Origin of the sequence: Ekhidna sp., assembly GCF_963691765.1 — a bacterium.
In the GTDB taxonomy this organism is placed as follows: Bacteria; Bacteroidota; Bacteroidia; order Cytophagales; family Cyclobacteriaceae; genus Ekhidna.
Map to the genome: position 1 here is coordinate 2,254,013 of NZ_OY829375.1, position 22,634 is coordinate 2,276,646.

At 38.5% G+C, this 22,634-nt stretch carries 21 protein-coding genes; 10 read left to right on the forward strand and 11 right to left on the reverse strand.

The window, feature by feature from the left end; translation table 11 throughout:
• The first annotated feature begins 113 nt into the window (after positions 1 to 113).
• The 6 genes from ACY650_RS10190 to ACY650_RS10215 all read left to right on the forward strand — a co-directional run bounded on the left by ACY650_RS10190 (position 114) and on the right by ACY650_RS10215 (position 6,490).
• The gene (locus ACY650_RS10190; RefSeq protein ID WP_462254371.1) at positions 114 to 1,559 is read left to right on the forward strand and encodes a BatD family protein; all 1,446 of its coding nucleotides are present in this window, start codon (positions 114 to 116) and stop codon (positions 1,557 to 1,559) included.
• Positions 1,560 to 1,562: 3 nt separating this feature from the next.
• A complete protein-coding gene (aroC, locus tag ACY650_RS10195; protein ID WP_462254373.1) occupies positions 1,563 to 2,645 on the forward strand; it encodes a chorismate synthase in 1,083 nt (360 codons plus the stop codon).
• Positions 2,646 to 2,682: 37 nt separating this feature from the next.
• Positions 2,683 to 3,999 (forward strand): dicarboxylate/amino acid:cation symporter, encoded by a 1,317-nt coding sequence (locus ACY650_RS10200; RefSeq protein WP_462254375.1) that lies wholly within the window; start codon positions 2,683 to 2,685, stop codon positions 3,997 to 3,999.
• A 6-nt stretch (positions 4,000 to 4,005) separates the two neighbouring features.
• Positions 4,006 to 5,418 (forward strand): dicarboxylate/amino acid:cation symporter, encoded by a 1,413-nt coding sequence (locus ACY650_RS10205; RefSeq protein WP_462254377.1) that lies wholly within the window; start codon positions 4,006 to 4,008, stop codon positions 5,416 to 5,418.
• A 218-nt stretch (positions 5,419 to 5,636) separates the two neighbouring features.
• On the forward strand, positions 5,637 to 6,224 hold the full coding sequence (locus tag ACY650_RS10210) for a NifU family protein (RefSeq protein ID WP_462254379.1): 588 nt from the start codon (positions 5,637 to 5,639) through the stop codon (positions 6,222 to 6,224).
• A complete protein-coding gene (locus ACY650_RS10215) occupies positions 6,224 to 6,490 on the forward strand; it encodes an acylphosphatase (RefSeq protein WP_462247225.1) in 267 nt (88 codons plus the stop codon). The genes ACY650_RS10210 and ACY650_RS10215 overlap by 1 nt, the downstream gene beginning before the upstream one ends.
• A 3-nt stretch (positions 6,491 to 6,493) precedes the next feature.
• Here ACY650_RS10215 and ACY650_RS10220 read toward each other — a convergent pair whose 3' ends face one another.
• The 8 genes from ACY650_RS10220 to ACY650_RS10255 form a co-directional block, all read right to left on the reverse strand.
• Positions 6,494 to 7,249, reverse strand: a complete 756-nt coding sequence (locus ACY650_RS10220; RefSeq protein ID WP_462247227.1) for a hypothetical protein — start codon at positions 7,247 to 7,249, stop codon at positions 6,494 to 6,496.
• A gap of 114 nt (positions 7,250 to 7,363) precedes the next feature.
• A complete protein-coding gene (gene secDF, locus ACY650_RS10225) occupies positions 7,364 to 10,345 on the reverse strand; it encodes a protein translocase subunit SecDF (protein ID WP_462247229.1) in 2,982 nt (993 codons plus the stop codon).
• Positions 10,346 to 10,427: 82 nt separating this feature from the next.
• Positions 10,428 to 10,718, reverse strand: a complete 291-nt coding sequence (locus ACY650_RS10230; protein WP_462247231.1) for a hypothetical protein — start codon at positions 10,716 to 10,718, stop codon at positions 10,428 to 10,430.
• Between the two features lie 75 nt (positions 10,719 to 10,793).
• Positions 10,794 to 11,396 carry a uridine kinase family protein gene (locus ACY650_RS10235; RefSeq protein WP_462247233.1) on the reverse strand — a complete coding sequence of 201 codons (603 nt, stop codon included), beginning with the start codon at positions 11,394 to 11,396 and terminating at the stop codon, positions 10,794 to 10,796.
• Positions 11,397 to 11,398: 2 nt separating this feature from the next.
• The gene (rdgB, locus tag ACY650_RS10240; RefSeq protein ID WP_462247234.1) at positions 11,399 to 11,971 is read right to left on the reverse strand and encodes an RdgB/HAM1 family non-canonical purine NTP pyrophosphatase; all 573 of its coding nucleotides are present in this window, start codon (positions 11,969 to 11,971) and stop codon (positions 11,399 to 11,401) included.
• Between the two features lies 1 nt (position 11,972).
• On the reverse strand, positions 11,973 to 12,611 hold the full coding sequence (locus ACY650_RS10245; RefSeq protein WP_462247235.1) for an FKBP-type peptidyl-prolyl cis-trans isomerase: 639 nt from the start codon (positions 12,609 to 12,611) through the stop codon (positions 11,973 to 11,975).
• 5 nt (positions 12,612 to 12,616) lie between these two features.
• A complete protein-coding gene (locus ACY650_RS10250; RefSeq protein ID WP_462247237.1) occupies positions 12,617 to 13,528 on the reverse strand; it encodes an FKBP-type peptidyl-prolyl cis-trans isomerase in 912 nt (303 codons plus the stop codon).
• Positions 13,525 to 14,535, reverse strand: a complete 1,011-nt coding sequence (locus ACY650_RS10255; protein ID WP_462247239.1) for a DHH family phosphoesterase — start codon at positions 14,533 to 14,535, stop codon at positions 13,525 to 13,527. Before ACY650_RS10255 ends, ACY650_RS10250 begins: the two co-directional genes overlap by 4 nt.
• Positions 14,536 to 14,667: 132 nt before the next feature.
• Here ACY650_RS10255 and ACY650_RS10260 point away from each other — a divergent pair, with 132 nt between their 5' ends.
• Positions 14,668 to 15,087, forward strand: coding sequence for a nucleoside-diphosphate kinase (locus ACY650_RS10260; RefSeq protein ID WP_462247241.1), 420 nt, complete (start codon positions 14,668 to 14,670; stop codon positions 15,085 to 15,087).
• Between the two features lie 49 nt (positions 15,088 to 15,136).
• Here the strand turns inward: ACY650_RS10260 and ACY650_RS10265 are convergent, their stop codons facing one another.
• On the reverse strand, positions 15,137 to 15,907 hold the full coding sequence (locus ACY650_RS10265; protein WP_462247242.1) for a segregation and condensation protein A: 771 nt from the start codon (positions 15,905 to 15,907) through the stop codon (positions 15,137 to 15,139).
• A gap of 145 nt (positions 15,908 to 16,052) precedes the next feature.
• On the opposite strand from ACY650_RS10265, the gene dxs reads away from it, so the two are divergent.
• The 3 genes from dxs to ACY650_RS10280 all read left to right on the forward strand — a co-directional run bounded on the left by dxs (position 16,053) and on the right by ACY650_RS10280 (position 20,073).
• Complete coding sequence (dxs, locus tag ACY650_RS10270; RefSeq protein ID WP_462247243.1) at positions 16,053 to 17,969, forward strand: 1-deoxy-D-xylulose-5-phosphate synthase; 1,917 nt, start codon at positions 16,053 to 16,055, stop codon at positions 17,967 to 17,969.
• Between the two features lie 67 nt (positions 17,970 to 18,036).
• The gene (locus tag ACY650_RS10275; protein ID WP_462247245.1) at positions 18,037 to 19,521 is read left to right on the forward strand and encodes an MltF family protein; all 1,485 of its coding nucleotides are present in this window, start codon (positions 18,037 to 18,039) and stop codon (positions 19,519 to 19,521) included.
• A gap of 105 nt (positions 19,522 to 19,626) precedes the next feature.
• A complete protein-coding gene (locus ACY650_RS10280) occupies positions 19,627 to 20,073 on the forward strand; it encodes a hypothetical protein (protein WP_462247246.1) in 447 nt (148 codons plus the stop codon).
• Here the strand turns inward: ACY650_RS10280 and ACY650_RS10285 are convergent.
• Together ACY650_RS10285 and kynU are read right to left on the reverse strand one after the other, a co-directional pair.
• The gene (locus ACY650_RS10285; protein ID WP_462247248.1) at positions 20,048 to 21,364 is read right to left on the reverse strand and encodes an FAD-dependent oxidoreductase; all 1,317 of its coding nucleotides are present in this window, start codon (positions 21,362 to 21,364) and stop codon (positions 20,048 to 20,050) included. The two genes, ACY650_RS10280 and ACY650_RS10285, sit on opposite strands and share 26 nt — an antisense overlap.
• Complete coding sequence (gene kynU, locus ACY650_RS10290; RefSeq protein ID WP_462247250.1) at positions 21,354 to 22,628, reverse strand: kynureninase; 1,275 nt, start codon at positions 22,626 to 22,628, stop codon at positions 21,354 to 21,356. The genes ACY650_RS10285 and kynU overlap by 11 nt, the downstream gene beginning before the upstream one ends.
• Between the last annotated feature and the right edge of the window lie 6 nt (positions 22,629 to 22,634).

Below are 22,634 nucleotides of genomic sequence, written 5' to 3' on the forward strand. Positions count from 1 at the left end.
TTGGCGTTTGGATTTAGCGAATGATTAATTATAACATTTAGTTTGAGTAAATAATTTGCGGTTGCAATGAAATGATTGTGATCATTTCAAGTGCGTTTGAAATTACAAGACACATGAAGTTAACGAACAAGTTTTGGATAGGTTGTGCAGTGATCTTATTATCTGCATCAAAAGTTTTTGCTCAGGACGCGTCTATAAAAATTGGGACGAATGAAATCGGTATCAATCAGTACTTTACCATTACCATTCAGGTCCAAAACGACCGACTCAAACAATACAGCGATTTTCCATCGATAGAAGGTTTTATCAAAAGAGGAACGTCATCTTCTACAACCACTAACTATGTGAATGGAAAGATGTCTTCTACACAAAGCCTTACCCAGAATTATCAAGCTACTGAAAAGGGTAAATTTTTATTGGCTCCCTTCTTTATGACCATCAATGGTGAAGATGTGAAATCCGAAGGTGTTGAAATTAACGTTGGTGAGGCCGTCCAAAGGCAAGCAAGACAAGGACGCAGAGATTCGTTTCAAGACTTTTTTAGAAATAGATCTGAGCCAGAAGAGTTCGTGGATATTAAGGCAGATGCTTTTGTAGCTCTTTCATTAGATAAAGATGAAGTATACGTGGGAGAGGGATTCACTGCAACTTTAGCATTCTATGTAGCAGAGGCAAATCGAGCTGAAATGCGTTTTTACGATCTGGCAAATCAGATCACTGAAATCGTTAAAACAGTAAAGCCACCTAGCTGCTGGGAAGAGAATTTTAGTATTGACCAAATCTCTGGCGATCCGGTAACTATTGGGGGAAGAAAGTATACCAGATATAAAATTTATCAAACTGCTTATTACCCGTTAACACTTAAGGATATTGAATTTCCTTCCGTAGGCTTAAAAATGATAAAGTATAAAGTGGCTAAGAACCCTTCATTCTTCGGAAGAAACAGGCAAGAAGATTACGAGACTTTTTATTCGAGACCAAAATCTGTAAAAGTCAAAGAACTGCCGCCGCATCCTATGAGAGATCAAGTTGCAGTAGGTAATTATCGATTGGAGGAATCCATTAGTAAAAAAGAACTTGAAACGGGTCAAAGCTTTACCTATGAATTTAACATTGTGGGTGAAGGCAACGTCACAGCAATAGAACCTCCAAAGCCTGAGGCTGAGAGCAATTTCGATTTTTATGCGCCTAATGTCACCCAGCAGGTGAATCGTGGTGGTGGTAAGGTTCGAGGTGTCAAAAGCTTTGATTTTTATGCAATCCCAAATGAACCTGGAGAGTACGATCTAGCCGATTATTTTAACTGGATTTATTTTAATCCATCGACTGAAAACTATGATACACTTTCATCTAAGCATATGCTAATCGTGACAGGTGAGAGTAGAAAAAACCTGTCAATTGCTTCGAATGATTTAGGAGATTACTATGATCAAATAGCCAATGCAAGTAATGACCTAAAGGCTGTAGATGGTAATAGTTGGGTTATCATCATAGTTAATATCTTTATTGCTTTAACACTAGGCTTTACTGCCTACCTGCTGTTCAAAAAGACGGCATAATACATGAGCAATACGATTGGTAACATTTTTAAAATCACTTCTTTTGGTGAGTCGCATGGTGCGGGGGTTGGTGTCATTATCGATGGGTGTCCTGCAGGCATTGAGATTGACGAAACATTCATACAGTCAGAACTCGATCGGAGAAAGCCTGGTCAGTCACGAATAACCACTCAGCGCAAAGAAGCCGATGGATTTGAGTTTTTTTCTGGAGTATTTGAAGGTAAATCTACCGGTGCTCCAATTACCATTTTGATTAAAAATCAAGATCAAAAAAGTAAGGATTACGATCATATCAAAGACGTATACCGTCCATCTCATGCTGACTTCACCTATCAAGAAAAATATGGTATCAGAGATTATAGAGGAGGTGGGAGAAGTTCTGCAAGAATTACAGCAGGATGGGTTGCAGCTGGAGCAATTGCAAAGTTGATGCTTCGTCAACTGAAGATTGCATGTCAAGCCTATGTATCGCAAGTAGGTGAATTGCAACTTTCCAAATCATACAAAGAACTTGATCTATCTCAAACTGAGTCTAACGATGTTAGATGTCCAGATACAGAAATGGCAAAAGAGATGTTTGAGTTGATCGATCAAGTCAGGAAAGAGAGAGACACAATTGGAGGTGTTGTGACCGGTGTTATTTCGAATGTTCCTGTTGGATTAGGTGAACCACTCTTTGATAAACTTAATGCAGCTATAGGTCATGCAATGCTGTCGATAAATGCAGTCAAAGGCTTTGAACTAGGCAGTGGATTTGAAGGTGTAAAGATGAGAGGGTCTACACACAATGACTCAATCGAAAACAATGATGGTAGAATACACACCACAACGAATCATTCGGGAGGAGTTCAAGGAGGAATATCAAATGGTGAAGACATTTACTTCAATGTGGCATTCAAGCCTGTAGCTACAATCATGCAAGATCAATCTTCCATTGATAAAGAAGGAAATGCAGCCACTGTTCAGGGCAAAGGACGTCATGATCCTTGCGTAGTGCCTCGAGCTGTACCTATTGTGGAGGCAATGTCGGCAATTGTCATGGCAGATTTCTCTTTATTGGCTCAAACCAATAAATTGCGAGGCTAATACGACATTAAATTATACTTGAACCCAACACTTTCAGATGATTAAGCGGCTTCCCCTCCACACCAAAATATTGATCGGAATGGCATTGGGACTAGGTTTCGGTATGCTATGCATCCAGTTTCCTTCCATGTCCGGATTTACCATTGATTACATCAAACCTATTGGTACAATCTTCATTCGAGGATTGAAAATGATTGCTGTCCCTCTAGTTCTTGCGTCCTTAATTATTGGCGTTGCCAATATTGGTGATATTTCCAAACTTACAAGAATGGGTGGAAAGACGCTTTTGATATTTATTGTTACGACAGTCATTTCAATTACGATTGGCTTGTCTATAGTAGCGATTGTGAAGCCAGGTCATAAATTACCTGAATCAACCCGATCAAACCTGATGGAACTTTATAATTCCAATGCTGCAGGCAAAATTGATGTAGCGGAGCAGGTTAGAACCCGAGGTCCATTGCAGCCGCTAGTGGATATGGTTCCGGATAATATTTTTATGGCTGCTACAAACAATGGTGCCATGCTCCAGGTGGTGTTTTTTGCCATCATTATAGGTATAGCAATGCTTCGAGTTCCGAAAGAGACAAGTGCTCCGGTAATTGCCTTTTTTAACGGCTTTAATGATATTATTATCAAGGTTGTTCAGTTCATAATGCTCATAGCACCCTATGGCGTTTTTGCGCTCATAGCATCACTTTTGATTGAAATAGCAGGAAATGATCCTAGTAAAGCCTGGGAATTGTTGTATGCGCTTCTATGGTACTCTCTAACGGTGATTGGAGGTATGTTAATAATGATGACTGTCATTTATCCATTGCTGCTAAGAATGTTTACCAAGATCAATGTTATTGACTTTTTTAAAGGCATGCGTCCGGCAATGCTACTCGGATTTAGTACTAGTTCAAGTACAGCAACCCTTCCGGTTACAATGGAGCGTGTGGAAAAGCATCTCGGAGTGTCTGAGGAGGTGAGCAGCTTTGTATTGCCGCTTGGAGCAACTATTAATATGAATGGAACAAGCCTGTATCAGGGAGTTTCTGCCATTTTCATAGCACAAGCGCTAGGTCTTGACCTTTCACTTAGTTCCCAACTAATGATCGTGCTTACAGCAACACTGGCTGCAGTAGGTACTGCAGGTGTTCCGGGAGCTGGCCTTGTTATGCTTGTGATTGTTCTTGAGGCTGTAGGTATACCTGCCGCAGGTATAGCATTGATAATGGCGCCTGAACGAATTTTGGATATGGTGAGAACGATGATCAACATTAGTGGAGATGCTGCTGTGTCGGTCGTAGTGGCATCTACTGAAAATGCAATAGATAAAGATATTCTGAAAGAGCACGTAAATGACTAAGATCAAATGAAGAAGTTACCCTTACATACCAAAATTGTTATCGGATTAGTACTTGGTACTATCTGGGCCTTTTTATCTAGTTATTTAGGATGGAATGAATTTACGATTGACTGGATAGATCCTTTTGGGACGATATTTATTCGTTTATTAAAGTTCATCGCAGTTCCGTTAGTTCTTTTCTCAATCATCAATGGAATCTCCGGTCTAAGCGATGTTTCAAGCTTGGGTCGATTGGGGGCAAAGACTGTGTCAGCATATATGGTTACAACGTTCTTGGCTATTGGTGTTGGACTTCTATTTGTTAATGTGATTAAGCCTGGATCTCACATTGATGAGACACAGAGAATTAAAAACAGACTTTCTTACGAAATATGGCTTCAGGATAATGATATGGGTCTCTCCCAAGATGGGAAGTCTTTTTTATCGGATCCTCAATACAGCAAGTATTTAACCGATGCACAAGCAGAAAGAGAAATGTCTGAGCAAGAACGAAATGATCTTGAAGATAAAATGGACCGTGCTAAAGCTACAAAAGAGAGCTCTCCTTTGAAGTTTGTCGTTGATATGGTTCCTGAAAATATCATTTTATCTATTTCAAATAATCAGCTGATGCTTCAGGTGATTTTCTTTGCTATTTTCTTTGGAGTGACAACCGTTCTGCTTCCAAAAGAAACTGTAGCTCCTGCAGTAGCCTTTGTTGAAGCCATCAATGCTGTCTTCTTAAAGATGGTAGATATAGTAATGAAAGCCGCACCATTTTTCGTGTTTGCATTGCTTGCTGGTGTTGTAGCTAAGATGGCTGATACGCCAGCGGAAGTTTTTGAAATTTTCCTTGGCTTAGGTTCTTACTCATTGACCCTTTTGGGAGGACTATTCTTCGTGATATTCATCATGTACCCGCTAATCCTGAAATTGTTGATGAAGGGATTTTCTTACAAAGGCTTTTTCAAAAAAATGAGTCCAGCGCAATTTCTAGCGTTTTCTACAAGTTCTAGTGCTGCAACATTGCCTGTAACAATGGAGTGTGTCGAAAAAGGGCTAGGTGTTCCTAAAAAGATTTCAAGTTTTGTTTTGCCGATAGGTGCTACGGTAAACATGGATGGGACGAGCCTGCATCAAGCGGTGGCGGTGATTTTTATGGCGCAGCTTCACTTTATTGATTTAACTATTGGACAACAGCTAACTATTGTTTTAACTGCATCATTAGCTTCGATTGGCGCGGCAGCAGTCCCAAGTGCTGGTTTGATTATGATGATAGTGGTACTTCAATCGGTAGGTCTTAATCCTGCCTGGGTCGCCATAATATTCCCTGTAGATAGATTCCTGGATATGTGCAGAACTGTTACTAATGTGACTGGTGATGCAACTGTTGCAACACTTATTGCTAAATCAGAAGGTGAGTTGACTTCCGAAAGCTAAGAAAGCATAACGTAAGAGAGGTAAAAAGAGAGTCCTAATGCTAGGACTGTTAGTGTACCTATAAACAAGGCAACCTGCATTTTTTTAGTGACCATAGCTTTTGGATTTAGGGTGATAAAAACGATTGAAAGTATGGTTATTATACTATACGTGTAAGTCGTTCCTTTTTTCCGAACTTTTCTACGAACTTTGTGATTGTAATGCTAAACAAACCAAATATGCAGACGACTGAGGCACCGAAAGCGGTAAATATTTATACTGAATCTAACCCAAACCCAAATTCTTTGAAGTTTGTGGTGAATTATATGTTGATGCCGGAAGGCATTAGCCGAGACTACCCTAACCTTGAGAGCACGGGAGAAGCACCATTAGCAAAGGCACTTTTTGAAAATTTTGATTTCGTTACAGGTGTTTTCTATATGAGTAATTTCATTACTGTCACAAAGAAGGAAGAAGTTGAGTGGTTTGAAGTTAAAAACTCAGTTCAACAGTATATCAAGGACTTTTTGCTTGAAGGAAAAGCTATTATTACTGAGGAGATCAAGGATAATATTGATGAGGAGCTAACTGGAGATGATGCCGAAGCGAAGATCAAAGGAGTATTGGAAGAATATATTAAGCCAGCAGTAGAAATGGATGGAGGTGCAATTAAGCTCTCTTCATACAAGGATGGGGTTGTTACTGTCACACTTCAAGGCTCTTGCAGCGGTTGTCCTTCTTCGACCATTACATTGAAAAACGGTATTGAAAATCTGCTGAAGAGAATGGTTCCTGAGGTCACTGAAGTAGTTGCGGAAGAGGGCTAATGGGCTACCGAGTTCAAGTCGTTGGCAGAGTTCAAGGTGTTTTTTTTAGAGCATCAACCAAAACAGAGGCAGATAATCTTGGCTTGACAGGTTGGGTTAAAAATGAATCCGATGGATCAGTTTTGATTGAGGTCGAGGGTGCTGAAGAAAGTTTAGAATTATTTCTTAAGTGGTGCAAGAACGGTCCCTCAATTGCTCGAGTGGATGATATTAAGATCACAGAGATACCGATTCAAGGATTTAAAGAATTTGAAATCACTTATTAAGGATTATTCTTTTACGAAGCTTTTTATATCAGCTTCAGAAAGAATTTCTTCATTAATTAAAAGCGTATCCGTTCCGATCTCAATGGAAGTTGCTTTCCAGCTAAATTGAGTTGGGAGTATGGACTTGATTGGCAAACCTTCAGCGAGTAATGTGAGTGCCACGATTTGGATGTCTGAGTTGTTTACGTCATCTCCATAATACAATACATTGCTACCTAGCCCCGCTGTTTCTGTGGCTTGCTTTTCATGGATGTAATATCCAAGTGCCTTTAGTGAATAGACTTTGTAACCATCTTTTTGGTGCTTATAATATCTAATGACCACATCTTCTCTTAATTGACCTTGAGGTAGGCTTGCGATAATTGGAGCCAGATAATTATTCTTTAAATCATCCAAACCAGAATAAGTTACTGGCTGGTTTGTTGGCTTTTCTTCAACAGGATCTGGACTTTGAAAAGATTCATCACTTGATGATTCTTCCTCTTTCGCTACTTCGAAATCTTGAATGGAAGATGGACTTTCCTTAGTTGAGATTGAATCTGAAGGATTCGAGTCAATCTTTGACTCCTCTGCCGAAGGCTCATTTAAATCTGTACCTTTCTTTTTCCATTCAGGCTCCGATATTTCAGTGCCATAATTTGCAAAGCTTGATTCCTTTGATTTTTTATATTGTTCAACGTCGAAGGCTGTAACCTGAATAAGCTTAATAATTCCAATAAAAACGAGCGCCATGATGGCATAGACTGGATATTTACCCATTAGCGTTGCAGAGATTTGGTTGCATCAAGTTAATTAAAATACTAATGGGGCACAAAAAAGCCCTCATCTACAAATGGAGTAAATGAGGGCTCGAACTAAGTATGGTATACTTTATTAGCTTTTCTTTTTGTTCAAATCAATCACAATTGGTGTCGCGATAAAGATGGAAGAGTATGTACCAACGATGATTCCGACAAGCAGTGCGAAAGAGAATCCTTGAAGTACAGCACCTCCGAACAAGAACAATACAATTACAACAATTAGTGTAGTAATTGACGTAATGAATGTTCTACTAATGGTATTGTTAAGAGATTCGTTAAAAACAGGGATCAACTCAGAGCCTGACTTGATGCCCATGTTTTCTCTAATTCTATCAAATACAACCACCGTATCATTGATTGAGTAACCAATGATTGTCAAGATCGCAGCTACGAATACCTGATCCGCTTCGAAGGAAATACCTAACATGTTAGCTATCGCAAATGCAGATAAAACAAACATAGTATCATGGAACAAGGCAATGATCGCTCCAAGACCAAACTGCCATTTTCTAAATCTGAATACGATGTAGATGAAAATACAGATCAGTGCAAAAATCCCTGACTTGTAAGATGAGTTTTTAATGTCATCGGCAATGGTTGCACTTACCTTTGATGAACTTGAAATAGTGAATCCACCTTCAACAAGTTGAGTGTCATCTTCGATATATGTCAAGCCTGTTGACTCTGCAAGCCCCTTAATTAACTCCGCTCTTACCTGAAGATCAGCTTCATCGCTTTCATCATCAATCATGTAAGGAGTTGTTACCTTAAGTATTTCTGGAGCTCCGAATGTTTTTACCTCGGTGCCAGCCCCATCAAAATAGTTGCCAAGTCCGGTTCTAATCTCTGTTGGAGTCCTAGCCTCATCAAAAGTGATTACATAGGATCTTCCTCCTTTGAAGTCTACCCCTAGAGTGATTCCTTTTACGATCATAGCAACGATTCCAACACCAATGAAAATCATACTGAAGGCATAGGCTAGTTTGCGTTTGCTCAAGAAATCGAAATTCAGGTTGGTAAGTGCATTTCTAGAAAATGCATTTGCAAATGAAAGCTTAGAATTATCTCCTTTTTTAGAGAATGCTTCCACGATAACTCGAGTAATGAAAACAGCACTAAAGAATGAACAAACAATACCGATCATTAAGGTGATTGCAAACCCTTTTACAGGCCCTTGACCTAAGGTAAAAAGGATGAATCCTACAATTAAAGTAGTAACGTTCGCATCAAAAATTGACCAGTAAGCTTTTGAATAACCTGATGATATTGCCGCTTTAAGACCCGATCCATTTCTAAGTTCTTCTTTAATTCTCTCGAAAATCAAAACGTTCGCATCAATTGCCATACCTATGGTAAGCACAATACCGGCAATACCTGGCAAGGTCAATGAAGTTCCGAATTGGGCAAGAATACCCATTATAAAGAAGACATTGAAAAACAATGCTAGGTTAGCAATAAACCCACCTTTAGCGTAGTAGAATACCATGAAAATGATAACAATCACCAATCCAATTAAGATAGAATTAAGTCCTTGATCTTGTGCTACTTTTCCTAGTGTTGGTCCAACTACAACGTCTTCTACAATAGTAGTCGGTGCTGGAAGCGAACCAGCTTTCAAAATGTTCGCAAGATCTTTAGCTTCTTCAATGTCCTGGAATCCTCCTTCTATTGATGAACTTCCATTTGGTATTTCACCTCTTACCGAAGGAGCAGAAAACACATAATTGTCAAGAACAATTGCGATTTCGTTGCCAATATTTTCTCTGGTCATTTTACCCCAGATTCGTGACCCAGTTGCATTCATTTGCATGGTTACCTCTGGTTCAGCTCTTTCATTAAGTGATGCCGTAGCACTTGAAATGGTCTCACCAGTCAATGAGGCTTTTCCAGTTCTATTGGTTTTGATTGGATATAGCTCAAGCAAGTCTGGACCTGTAAGATCTTCTCCTTTGTCTTTCACCTTTACATCCCAAAGGAACTTCAAAGTAGCAGGTATCTGCGCTTGCACATCATCTCTTTCGAGCATTCTGTTGATCTGAGCCGTATCTCTTAAGTTGTAAATGAGTCCTCCGAACTGTGTAGAAACCATCAATTCAAATAATGGAGAGTTACGCGTGCTTATAAGTGAATCGAGCTTTGCATTTTGAAGAGAGTCTTCTTGGCTAGTGCTTAATGAATCTGATTCTCCTCCACCAAGAAGGGCTGTAAGATCATCTTTGATTTGTTCATCTTCTGAGGATGATTCTATTGAAGAAGGATTTCGTCTGATCTCATCAACAATTACTTTGTTCATTGCAATTAGTACCGGAGCAATTTCTTGTTGCTGGTATACTTCCCAGAATTCTAGCTTAGCAACACCTTGAAGTAGTTTTCTTACTCTTTGTGGGTTGTCTACTCCCGGTAATTCTATTTGAATTCTGCCAGTGCCTTGTAGTCTTTGAATATTTGGTTGAGAAGTTCCAAATCTATCAATCCTTGTTCTTAGAATATTGAAAGACCTGTCGATAGCACTTTCTACTTCCGTATTAATGATATCTAAAATTTCAGCATCTGTACTTTGAAGACTTATCCTTCCTCTATTTGCTGCAGTTGCAAAAACTTGAGCCAGTTCTTTTTCTGGAGCATTTTCCTTGAATTTGCTATAGAATTGATCTACAAAATTTAGCTGAGTACCTTTCACAGCTGCTTTAGCTTGATCTAAAGCAGCATTAAAGTCAGCGTCGCCACTGTTTCCACTCAGTCCTTTGATTATATCAACTGGTGAAACTTCTAGTGTTACGTGCATCCCACCTTGAAGGTCAAGTCCGAGGTTCAATTCGGTTTCTTTGATCTCTTTGTAGGTATAATTGATTCCAAAAAGATCATATACAGGTTCATTCCAAATGGAATCGAGATAGCGCTGCTTTTCTGTTGCATTCAATGTTCCATCTTCAGACTGAGTAGCTTCAACAGCACCTTTTTGAATGTTTTGAGAGATATAAGTAAACGATAAATAATAAATACAGAGTACTGATATCAGTATTGTTAGGAATACTATAAATCCTTTGTTTTTCATGATTGTAATATTTGGGCTTTAGGGTAAAGCCTATTTTTTTCTTTGTAAAATTTAAAATTGGATTGCTTGGTAGGAAGTTACCTTATGGAGCGTTTGGCGTTATGATACGCCGAAAAATCACCTTGAGCGCTTTTTGCGTAGAAGGCAGAATAAGTTTCGTTCCAGGGAAATTTATCTTTTTAAGATCTTGATAAAATACCTCGGTCAACAAGTAAGATTGATAGTCAAGATTAATTTGCAAAGAAGATGATGGTACAGCGGTTAATTGAGCAATTTGTTGTTCCTCACCTTCTCCATTTTCTGTTTGTTCTTGCTTATCAGATACCTGATCAGGTACAATTGCGGCCTGAGTGAGCACAAAAAATGCCATCATAATGCCGAAAATTGCCTGCACCGATTTTTTCGATATTGTATTAGAAATCTTCAAAGTGCGGCAAATGTAGTAAAATCACTGGTTTAGAAAAGTAGAAATGACATTTAGTGCTGCATCAAAACTATCATGGTTAGGTATAATTATGTCTGCCCACTGCTTAGATGGCTCAATGTATTTTTTATAGGAAGGAGTTACATGATGTTCATAACGATATAATACGTCATTTAAATCATATCCTCGTTCATTGGCATCTCTTATTATTCTTCTCTTCATCATCAAATAATGAGGAGCCTCTATATACAATTTAAGATCTAGGAGTTCTCTGATTTCAGGAACATGAAGAACAAAAATTCCTTCTACCAAGATTACAGGCTTGCTTTCTATTGTAATCGTTTTGCCCTCTGAACCACTGTTATTAAAAGTGTACTCTTTGAAGGAAATCGTTTCTCCTTTGATTAATTTCTTTAGATCGTTGACATACAATTGGTGATCTATTGATTCCAGGCGATCAAAATCTTCAATACCCTCCTTATCTTTTTTTTGCTTAGAGATATCTACGTAGTAATTATCCATCGAAAGTAAAGAAGCCTCTGGAACCTTAGAGATTAGACTGTTCATGAACAGCGTCTTCCCAGATCCGCTTCCTCCGGTTATTCCTACGATGATTGGTTTGGTCATGTTTATGAAAGGTAATCAAGCAATTGCTGAACAGCATTGGCTCGATGCGAGATTTGGTTCTTCAATTGATGCGACATTTCTGCAAATGTAACCTCATGATTTAAAGGTTGAAAAATTGGATCGTATCCAAATCCGTTATTTCCTCTTTTTTCCTTAATGATTTGGCCTTCAACGACCCCTTTAAATTGCCTTTTACTCCCTTTTTGATCGATATAAGTAATTACTGTCTGAAATTCGGCAGAACGATCCTCATGATGCCTCAAGTTTTCGAGAAGGAGGTTCATGTTATTGTCATCATTCTTTTCTGGTCCAGCATATCTAGCGGAATAGACACCTGGTTCGCCATTAAGAGACTTAACTAAAAGACCACTATCATCTGCAAATACCGGAATACCTAAACGGTCGAAAACATAGGATGCTTTAATCTCAGAATTTTCTTCAAGCGTAGAGCCGGTCTCAGCAATATCTTCGGTTATGTTTAGATCATCTAATCCAACAATAGAAATGCCAACTGGCATGATTTCATTCATTTCCTTCACCTTATTGGCATTATGCGAGGCAAAGCAAATCTTCAATCTACTGTTCTTCAACCTCTTTCGGTGAGAGAGTAAATACTAGAACCTCGTTGGGCCCAATTAATGCACCTGAACCTTCTTCACCATAACCTTCCGCTGAAGGGAGGACCAGAAGAACTTCACCGCCGACATTTAATTGATTAAAGGTCTCCGCAATTCCATTAAAGAAACCGTCTGCAACCCCTCTGCCTGAAGGAAAATTCCAGCCACTCGACGAATATGTAATGAAAAAAGTATCATATACTCTATCCTCGGAGAATTGGTTTAGATACAATTCGTGCTCTGATTTATCTGCCAATCCAACACTATCTTCAACAAGGGCCAAACGTATACTATCTGCGATAGACTGAATATTGGTGTCAAAAATAGTATCACTTAAAAATTGACCAACGTATGTATATCTAACTTGGTCACTTTCACTGATTGCTGCCCCGGTTCCTCTATCAAGTATTACATATCTAACACCCGTGCTGGTTGTGTCGATATCATTTTCACCGAAACCTCTCTCGGTCAAATAGTCTTCAATCAAACCAACATCTATATTTTTTTGAACATTAGGGTCAACCTCAATTTGTAAATTTCCATCTCCGCATGCCGCGATTATCCATGCAAATACGATGATAAATAATCCTTTTTTCATTTTCCTTATTCTACTATTTCAACAAGCTCAACGTCAAATACCAATATTGAGTTGGCTGTAATCACTTCACTTCTGTTTCTTGGGCCATATCCTAGAGGACTTGGAATATATAATGTAGCCTTAGTTCCTTCTCTCAATTCAGCAATTCCTTCATGCCATCCTCCAATTACCTGGCTTAGGTAAAGTTTCATCTCGTACGGGCCATATGGCTCACGACGCTCATCATATAAACCTTGTTCTATTGCTACTTCTTTAACACTTGAGTCAAAATATTCCCCTGTTAATAGGTAGCCAGAATAATTAACTTTTAATGATTGTCCTGGTTTTGGCTTTTCTCCGCTGCCCTCTTCAGTAATAACGATACCAACACCATTTTCTGTAATTTGAGGTGAAATATTGTTGTCAGCATAATATTTTTCAAGTACTGGCAGCTCAGCCTGAAGCTGGACAGTATCTATGTATGATTGCATCACCTCTTTTTGTCCTAATGCAGCTTCATAGTAATATTCCTCTTCGGTCAACTGCCTATCTTTTGCGAGGCAAAATGATATTTTGCTTTCTGCTGGAATAGAATCAGGTCTTTGCGCTCTGAAAGTATTTTCAAATAGGTCTGAAGCTGCGATCTCAAATTTCACACTGTCGCCAACATTAAGTAGAGGTAATATTTGAAATAGCTCTCCTCGACCTTCAGACCATTGACCGCCAATCCTCATAGGAGCGGGAGTTTCACTTTTAAACATCTCACTACCACTTTCAGTAAAATATTGAATATGGAAATATGATATTGTGCTATCCTTCCATGCTTCACCTTCACCTTTTTTAAGGTATGTAACTGTTGTACCACCTTCTGTTTCGAAGCTGTCATTTGCACATGATGCGACAATAAGTGCAAGCAGGATGTATCCTAATTTTTTCATTTAGATCTCGTTTTTAAAATATCTGATTCTATTAATTCTTTGAATTTCTTCTCTGTTTCTTCAAGGTTTAGCTCTGACATTCCTCCAGAAGCATTCTTATGTCCACCGCCGCTAAAGTGCTCTTCGGCAAATTTATTTACAGCAAAATCACCGATGCTTCTAAAAGAAAGTTTTATTTCTTTTTCGCGCTCAATTATAATAGCTGCGACTACAATTCCCTTAATTGAAAGTGCATAATTAACTAAACCTTCAGTATCTCCCTGCTTTAATCTGAAATTGTTGAAATCATTTTCTTCAATAACAAAGTATGCAACTCTCGAATCTTCAATCACCTGAAGTTTTTCTGCTAGGGCATGCCCCATAAACCTCAATCTATCTAGTGAATTTGTATCATAGATAAGTCTACTTACTTTATTTACATCGGCCCCTAAGTCGATTAAATCAGCAACAAGTCTGTGGACCTTGGAGGTAGTTGAATTATGCTTAAATGATCCCGTATCTGTCATTACACCAGCATATAGGCATTCGGCTATTTCTTTAGTTATTACGTTTTTCCCGCTATAATCCTCGATTAGATCAAAAATTAACTCAGCAGTAGCAGCAGCCTTATCATTCCAAAAATCAAATTCTGGAGTTATTTCAGGATTTAGGTGATGATCAACAAGAGCGATTTTAGCCGACACTGTTGACGCGACCTCCTTCATGCTTTTAATGCGGGCAAAACCAGAGAAATCGAGGCAGAATAATAAATCTGCTGTGTTCAGCAATTCATTTGATTCCTCGACATTATTTTCATAATTGATGACTTTAGAGTTCCCGGGCATCCATTCCAAAAAATCAGGATAACTGTTAGGTACTATCGTTTTCACTTCGTGCCCTAACCCTTCCAGGAAATGATGTAATCCAAGCGATGATCCTAAGGCATCTGCATCAGGATTTGCATGGGTTGTTATTACGATCTTTCTTGGGGTATCTAAGAAGTCCTTTAGCGCCTGTGTGTCCTTCATAAAAAATGCCCAATCAGGGCAAAAGTGAGCGGCAAAATTAGCAACATTTATAAAACACGCGAATGCTAAGCAAACTCTAAAGGAATCTCTTATTTTTGCGCCGAATTTTTGAAGCGAAAAAAAATACAAATAATGGCTGGAAAAAAGACTTTTACCATGATTAAGCCGGACGCATTCGGTGCTGGCAACTCAGGGGCAATTATTAAAATAATTGAGGAAGCAGGCTTTAGAATTGAAGCAGCAAAACTTACCAAATTATCTGCTGAGAGAGCAGGGCAATTTTACGAGGTTCATAAGGAGCGACCTTTCTACAATGATTTGGTTTCTTACATGTCATCAGGAGCGATCATCGCTATGGTTTTAGAGAAAGATAATGCTGTTGAAGACTTTAGAAACTTAATTGGTGCTACTAATCCTGCAGAAGCTGCAGAAGGAACAATTAGAAAGCAGTTTGCTACATCGATTGAAGCGAATGCTATACATGGCTCGGATTCTGATGAGAATGCTGCGATTGAAGCAAGCTTCTTCTTCTCTGCTACTGAGAGATTCTAATTGGAATTTTAAATGAGATCAAAGAGCCTGTGGTTTACACAGGCTTTTTTTATTTCTTGTCTGCCATGGCAGCTTCATCTCTTCTTTCGATCCAGAAGTTATTAAAACCCTCTCCTAATGAGATTACGATTTGCTTGAGCTGTAACAATTCGAGTATTGAGAGAAAGTTAAAAATGACGAGAATTTTATCAGGCTTTTCTTCAACCATTTCTGAAAAGGAGAGCTTTTTACCATACACCAATCGCTCCATTAGTTTGGCCTTTTGCTTCTCAATTGTATAAGGATACTGAACAACTTTATGAATAGGCTTATTCTGCTCAAATTCATATCGCTTCATCACCTTTTGGAATACCTTCATCATCTTGTATAGATCAAGGTCCTGCATTTCTGCTTCTACATTGATGGTTTCAGAAAGCTTTCTGATCTCTTTCTTAAGATTGCCGCGCTTTTCTCTGTCGAGTCGTTCAGCTTCCATCTCCGAAAGAGTAGCAACAACAGATTTGTATTTTTTGTACTCTAGTAGATGCTTAATTAACTCCTCTCTTGGATCTATTTCATTCCCCTCTTCATCAACAACCGGTCTAGGTAGTAACATTTTCGCCTTGATGCGCATCAATGTAGCTGCCACAAGAATGAATTCACTTGCAATTTCTACATTGAGTTTCTCAAGATGTTCGAGATACTGCAAAAAATCATCCGTGATTTTTGCAATTGGAATATCATATATATCGAGCTCATCTCTTTCAATGAAGAATAGCAGTAGATCAAATGGCCCTTCAAAGAGCTCAAGTTTTATTTCAAATTTTTCGTCATTCGCCACAACTCAAAATTACCTACTATCTAGAATTTAAGTTTGATTAATTTACCTTTCTATCGAATACTTATTTTTGCAGACTATCTTGGATTATGGATAGCAGTTCCAAACAATATTAGGAAAGTAGAGTTTGGAAGAAATACAATTTGAAATGGAGATTAAACCAGGACCTCTTTTAGCAGAAATCAACTCGCCCGACGACTTAAAAAAATTGGATGTTCGTCAGTTAGCACAAGTCTGTCATGAGTTGAGAGATTTCATCATTGACAATGTATCAATATACGGAGGTCATTTTGGAGCAAGTCTCGGAGTTACAGAACTAACCGTAGCACTTCATTATGTATTTAATACCCCTAGCGATCAACTAGTTTGGGACGTTGGCCACCAGGCCTACGGGCATAAAATTCTGACAGGAAGAAGAGATTCATTCCATACAAATAGAAAATACAAAGGGATTTCTGGTTTCCCTAAGAGAAGTGAAAGTGAATTCGATACGTTTGGTGTGGGTCACTCTTCCACCTCAATTTCAGCTGCTTTAGGAATGGCGGAAGCTTCACGCCTTCAAAATGATACTGATAAACAACATATCGCGGTAATTGGTGACGGAGCAATGACTGGTGGATTGGCTTTTGAAGCGATGAATCATGCAGGAGTAAGTAATTCCAACCTACTAATAGTGCTGAATGATAATTGCATGTCTATTGACCCGAATGTAGGAGCACTAAAGGATTATTTAACAGACATTACGACTAGTCAAACTTACAATAAGGTAAGAGATGAAATTTGGAAGCTTTTAGGCAAAATCAGCAAGTTTGGCCCGAATGCGCAAGAGGTAGCGGCCAAGGTCGAAAATTCAATGAAAAGCTTTCTACTGAAGCAAAGCAACCTGTTTGAATCACTTAATCTTAGATATTTCGGCCCCATTGACGGCCATGATGTAAATCATTTGGTTGATGTGATGGAAGATTTGAAGAAGATTCCTGGGCCTAAAATTTTACATTGTTTGACAGTCAAAGGGAAAGGATATGAGCTTGCAGAAAAAGATCAAACGCTTTGGCATGCACCCGGAACTTTCGATAAGATAACCGGGGCCATAAATAAGAAAAAACACGATACACCACAACCTCCCAAATTCCAGGATGTTTTTGGTCACACTTTAGTTGAACTGGCCGAAAAGAACGAAAAAATAGCAGGAATTACTCCTGCCATGCCGTCTGGGTCTTCAATGAAGATAATGATGGAAGCTATCCCAGATCGTGCATATGATGTGGGAATTGCTGAGCAGCATGCTGTTACTTTCTCTGCAGGTCTGGCCACACAAGGAATGATTCCATTCTGCAATATCTACAGTACGTTTATGCAGAGGGCATATGATCAAGTGATCCATGATGTATGTATCCAAAAACTACATGTAGTATTCTGTATGGATAGAGCTGGAGTAGCAGGTGCTGATGGACCTACCCATCATGGCGCATATGATGTGGCGTACATGAGATGTATTCCTAATATGGTGGTCTCAGCTCCTATGAATGAGGCTGAATTAAGAAATTTAATGTTCACAGCTAGTGAATACAATGGGCCGTTCTCAATACGGTATCCAAGAGGGCAAGGAACCCTGCCGGACTGGAAAACACCAATGGAAAAAGTAGAAGTTGGTACTGGAAGGAGACTAGTAGAAGGAGAAGAGATTGCAATCCTTTCAATTGGACAAGTCGGAAATTATGCCTTAGATGCAGCGGAAGAAATGCGAAAAGAAGGTTTAAATCCTTCAGTTTATGACATGCGATTTGTCAAACCTCTTGATGAAAAACTGCTTCATGAGATTTTTCAAAATCATAAATCTGTTATCACAGTTGAAGATGGTTGTATAATGGGAGGCTTTGGTTCTGCTGTTCTTGAATTTGCTGCAGATAATAACTACAAAGCTTCAGTAAAACGTCTGGGAATTCCTGATCGTATTGTTGAGCATGGTGACCAGCCGCAATTACACAATGAATGTGAATACGATGCAGCTGCAATTAAAAATGCCGCACATCAATTAGTCTCAAAGACTGAGACTGTCATCTAAAACTTGCATTAAGCCAGACCTTTTAGATCTGAAAAGAGATATTATTTGCCTATTTTAAGAGATGAATATGCGGGTCAGTCTACATACCGTCATCTTATTCCTGTTTGCAATATCCTTGGCGCTGTCTTGCAAGCAATCGTCTTCTAGCAAGGCAAGTAATGATCAATATCCTGAGAGAGAAGAATATATTGTTGACTTTGATTTGGATAAAATCAAAGAAAGAGGATACATAACAGCTATCATGGACAATAGCTCAACAGGTCTTTTTGTTTACAAGGGGAAGACAATGGGCTATGAGTATGAATTGCTAAAAATGTTTTGCGATGAACACGGGCTTCAACTCAGATTTGATATTACACAAAACATAGGCGAGGGGTTTAATAAGCTAAATACTGGTGATGGGGATATATTGGCTTATAATCTTACTGTGACAAAAGAACGGAAGAAAAGAATCGCTTTTACGCATTATCATAACCTGCAAAAACAAGTTCTAATTCAGCGAAAGCCTGAAAATTGGCGCCAAATGAAACTTCATGAAATTGAAGCTCAATTAATTAGAAATCCTGTTGATCTTATTGGGAAGGAAGTAGTTGTAAGACCACATTCTGCATATTTTGATCGAATGGTTAATCTCTCCGATGAAATAGGTGGAGACATTTTAATTGTGCCTGGAGACACAAATGTTGAAACTGAGACACTAATTAAGCAAGTAGCAGATGGCGTGATTGATTTTACAGTTGCTGAAGAAGACATTGCTTTGGTTAATTCCACATACCACACCAATCTTGATATTAGGACTCCTGTGAGTTTTCCAACTCAAATAGCTTGGGGAGTAAGAAAGAATTCAAGCAATCTATTATTGGCATTGAATGAATGGATAGAACGTATGCGAAAAACCACGGACTACTATGTGGTTTACGATAAATATTTTAGAAGTTCTAAATCAGCACTTAGAAGATCTAGGAGTAAATATTTTTCAATAAGTGGTGAGGCAATTTCTCCTTACGACTCTTTGATTCAGCAAACAGCCGAAGAATTGGGATGGGATTGGCTATTGTTATCTGCCCAGATTTACAGAGAATCCAAGTTTAATCCTAAGGCAGTATCATGGGCGGGTGCAAAAGGTCTTATGCAAGTTATGCCCAGAACAGGCCAAGAGTACGGTGTTAGTGATCTCTACAATCCAATTCAAAACATTTTTGCTGGTAAAAAACATATACAATGGCTACAAAGTCAATGGTTAGATAAGATAGAAGATGAAGATGAGCGATTAAAGTTTGTATTAGCCTCTTACAATGTAGGCCTTGGGCATTTGCAAGATGCAGTTAGACTTACAGAGAAATATGGAGGCAACATTACCAGTTGGAATGATGTAAGTGGGTTTTTACTTAAGAAATCAAGTGCAGGCTATTTCAATGATCCAGTGGTTGAGTATGGATATTGTCGAGGATCTGAGCCCGTTGAATATGTCTCTGAAATTTTGAGTATTTATCAGAATTATAAAGAAATACTTGATCAAGGTAATAATGAGGAGGACGCCGTCCTTCAATAACATCTTCCTTTATTTTAAAAAACATGCAGCTTAAAGAATTTTAAGTATGGCATGTCTGCAAACAATCCTATCTTTAGGCTTATAACTATCACTATTACCTAGGAAATGAAAAATCAACACGAGATACTGCTCGAAGAATATCATAAGACAAGGAAGTCTGATTTATCAATAGATCAGTTTACTTACATCCTAAAAATCTATCCTTCTTTGCTAGTATGTATGTCTGATGGCAAACTTGACCCAGAAGAATGGGATGGTGTGCTTGGCATTTCCAAAGGGTTAGCTCTTTTGTACCTCGATCAGATTCCAAACTCAAACGCTGAATCAATAGAGACGCTATTTAGGACAGAATTCAGGTACCTTCTTGAAAACATTGATAAGTGGGAAAAGAAATTCTTAAATACGCTAAAGAGCTATCTTGAAGAACATCCTGACGAGAAAGAGTTCGTTTACGAGGCGATGTACCTATTTGCTAATGCTGCAGACGGGATTGCTCACGAAGAGCAGCGAACAATTGATAAACTTGCTAGTCGACTTTCTTTAGAGCATTAAATTGAGAAATAGCCTGATCTATTTTTGATTCCGGGTTATCTTCTTTGAGTACGTCATCCATTATTTTTTTCTGGATTTTACCCAATCTAAGTGCTTCTGAATATGGCATATCTGAAAATGTGACCATGCTATAAAGTGGAATCCAATCTGCAGGAAATTTCTCTTGAATCTGAGCTTCAAGTTTCTTTCGCTTCAAAAAAGAAGGATCTCCAACATGATCTCTCATTTCAATAAAGTTATGAAGTGCAAGTTCTGAAATGGCATCTGCATCCTTTTTTCGCATGGATGAGTATGAAGGAAGTACTTTATCCCAATCCCAATCCATTTCTTCTGCCTTTTCAATGAAGAGTCTGACATCCTCGAATCCGGAATTCATTCCTTGTCCATAAAATGGAACGATGGCGTGTGCAGCGTCGCCAAGTAAAATACTTCTATTGTTATTCCATGGTTCACATTTAGTAGTTACCAAGGTAGAAGTTGGATTGTTGAAGAATTGATCAGCAAGATCTGGTATTAATTCCAATGCATCATTGAAGTACTCTTTGAAAAAACTATTAACTGCTTCTATACTGTTTAATGAATCAAAAGAAGGACTTCCCTCAAAAGGGAAAAACAACGTACATGTAAATGTCTTATCGTTGTTCGGTAGTGCGATGAGCATAAAGTTGCCCCTCGGCCAAATATGTAAATAGTTTGGTTCAAGCCTAAAATTGCCGTCTTTCGGTTCAATGCATAGCTCTTTATAACCGTGCTCTATATAGTGTTGTGAAAAATTGAACCGGTCAGTGATCTGTAATTTTTTTCTAATTGCGGAAAAGGCTCCATCGGTGCCAATGATTAAATCTGATTCAACTTTTGACCCATTTTCAAAAACAATGAAGTTTTTCTTGAAGTCAACGTCTTTGCATTTATGATCAAAAAAAACCTGAACACCAGCAGCCTCCGCACTTTCGATTAATAGTTGGTTAAGTTGTGCTCTCGATACAGAGTTGATAAACTGCCCCTCTTTTCCATATGGTTGGTATGTCAAATCACCATCTTTTGAATGCATCATCCTACCATTCATAGGTATTAAATAGGGCTCAATAGTTTCATAAACGCCAGCTAGCTTTAGTGGTTTGATGCCTCTTTGCGACAATGCTAGGTTTATTGATCTGCCTTCTAAGGCTTTGGATTTTCTTGGATCTGTTCGTTTTTCAAAAATTTGGACTTCGAACCCTTTTTGCTTCAAAATCACTGCGAGCAGAGACCCAACCAAACCTGCGCCAACTATACTTATCTTATCCTTCATTGGCTATGGCGTCTTCTAAAATTGAAACAAATGCTAATGCATCTTTGAATGAATTATAAAGAGGAACAGGAGCAACTCTAATAACGTTTGGCTCTCTCCAATCTAATATCACTCCATTATCAATGAGGTAATTAAATACACTTTTACCATGATTTAGCAAGTAAATGGAAAGTTGAGCACCCCTTTCTTGTTGAATAGAAGGTGTGATAATCTTAACCTGCCCTTGCAATACATCTGAGTTGAGTATTAGCTCTTCCATGAAGTTGGTAAGGTTAACACTCTTTTCTCTTAGATTGTTAATTCCAGCTTCATCAAAAACTTTGAGTGAAGCTAAATGTGATGCATGTGATAAAATATTAACGTTACTCAATTGCCAACCATCAACATTTGGAATTGGATTTATTTCATTATCCATTTTGAAGCGGGCTTCTGAATTATGCCCCCACCATCCTGATAGCCTTGTTAGCTCGATGTCTTTCCCATTCCGCTCGTGAACGAATAATCCACCAACACCTCCAGGTCCGGAATTTAAGTACTTATAGGTGCACCATACTGCAAAGTCGACATTATGATTATGAAGTTCGAGAGGAACGTTTCCAACAGCATGGGCAAGGTCAAAGCCAGCCCTAGCCCCAACTTTATGTGCAGCTTCTGTAATTTTTTGAATGTCAAAAAATTGCCCCGTGTAATACTGTACTCCCGGGAACATCACCAATGCTAATTCATCACCTAAATCTTCAATTTTTTTAACAATTTCCTCTGTTGAAAGATATTCAGATCCGTCTGAAGCTTCGAGTTCAATAAGGTCTTCTTTAGGATTAAACCCACTGTTTTCTATACGGGAATAAACCGCATAAAAGTCTGAAGGAAATGCTCCTCTTTCAATTAAAATCTTTGATCGGTTGCCTTTTGGTTGATAAAAAGAAGCCATTGCTAAATGCAAATTGGAAGTAAGATTATTCATGGCGACAACTTCATGTTCGTGACCTCCAACAATCTTGGCAAGCGATGCTTTTGAATTTTTATGGTAACTAACCCAAGGTTTATTTCCTGTAAAATGACCTTCCACGCCTCTATTCTGCCAATTTATTAATTCTTCATTGACGAAATCAGACGTAGCTTTAGGCTGAAGGCCTAAGGAGTTTCCGCATAGATAGATACAATCTTTTCCATCTTTCTGAGGGAAATGGAATTGATTGCGAAACTGGGCTAATGGGTCTAAAGAATCGAGCTTATTAGCTCTATCAATTGCTTCTTGTTTCAAAACTTT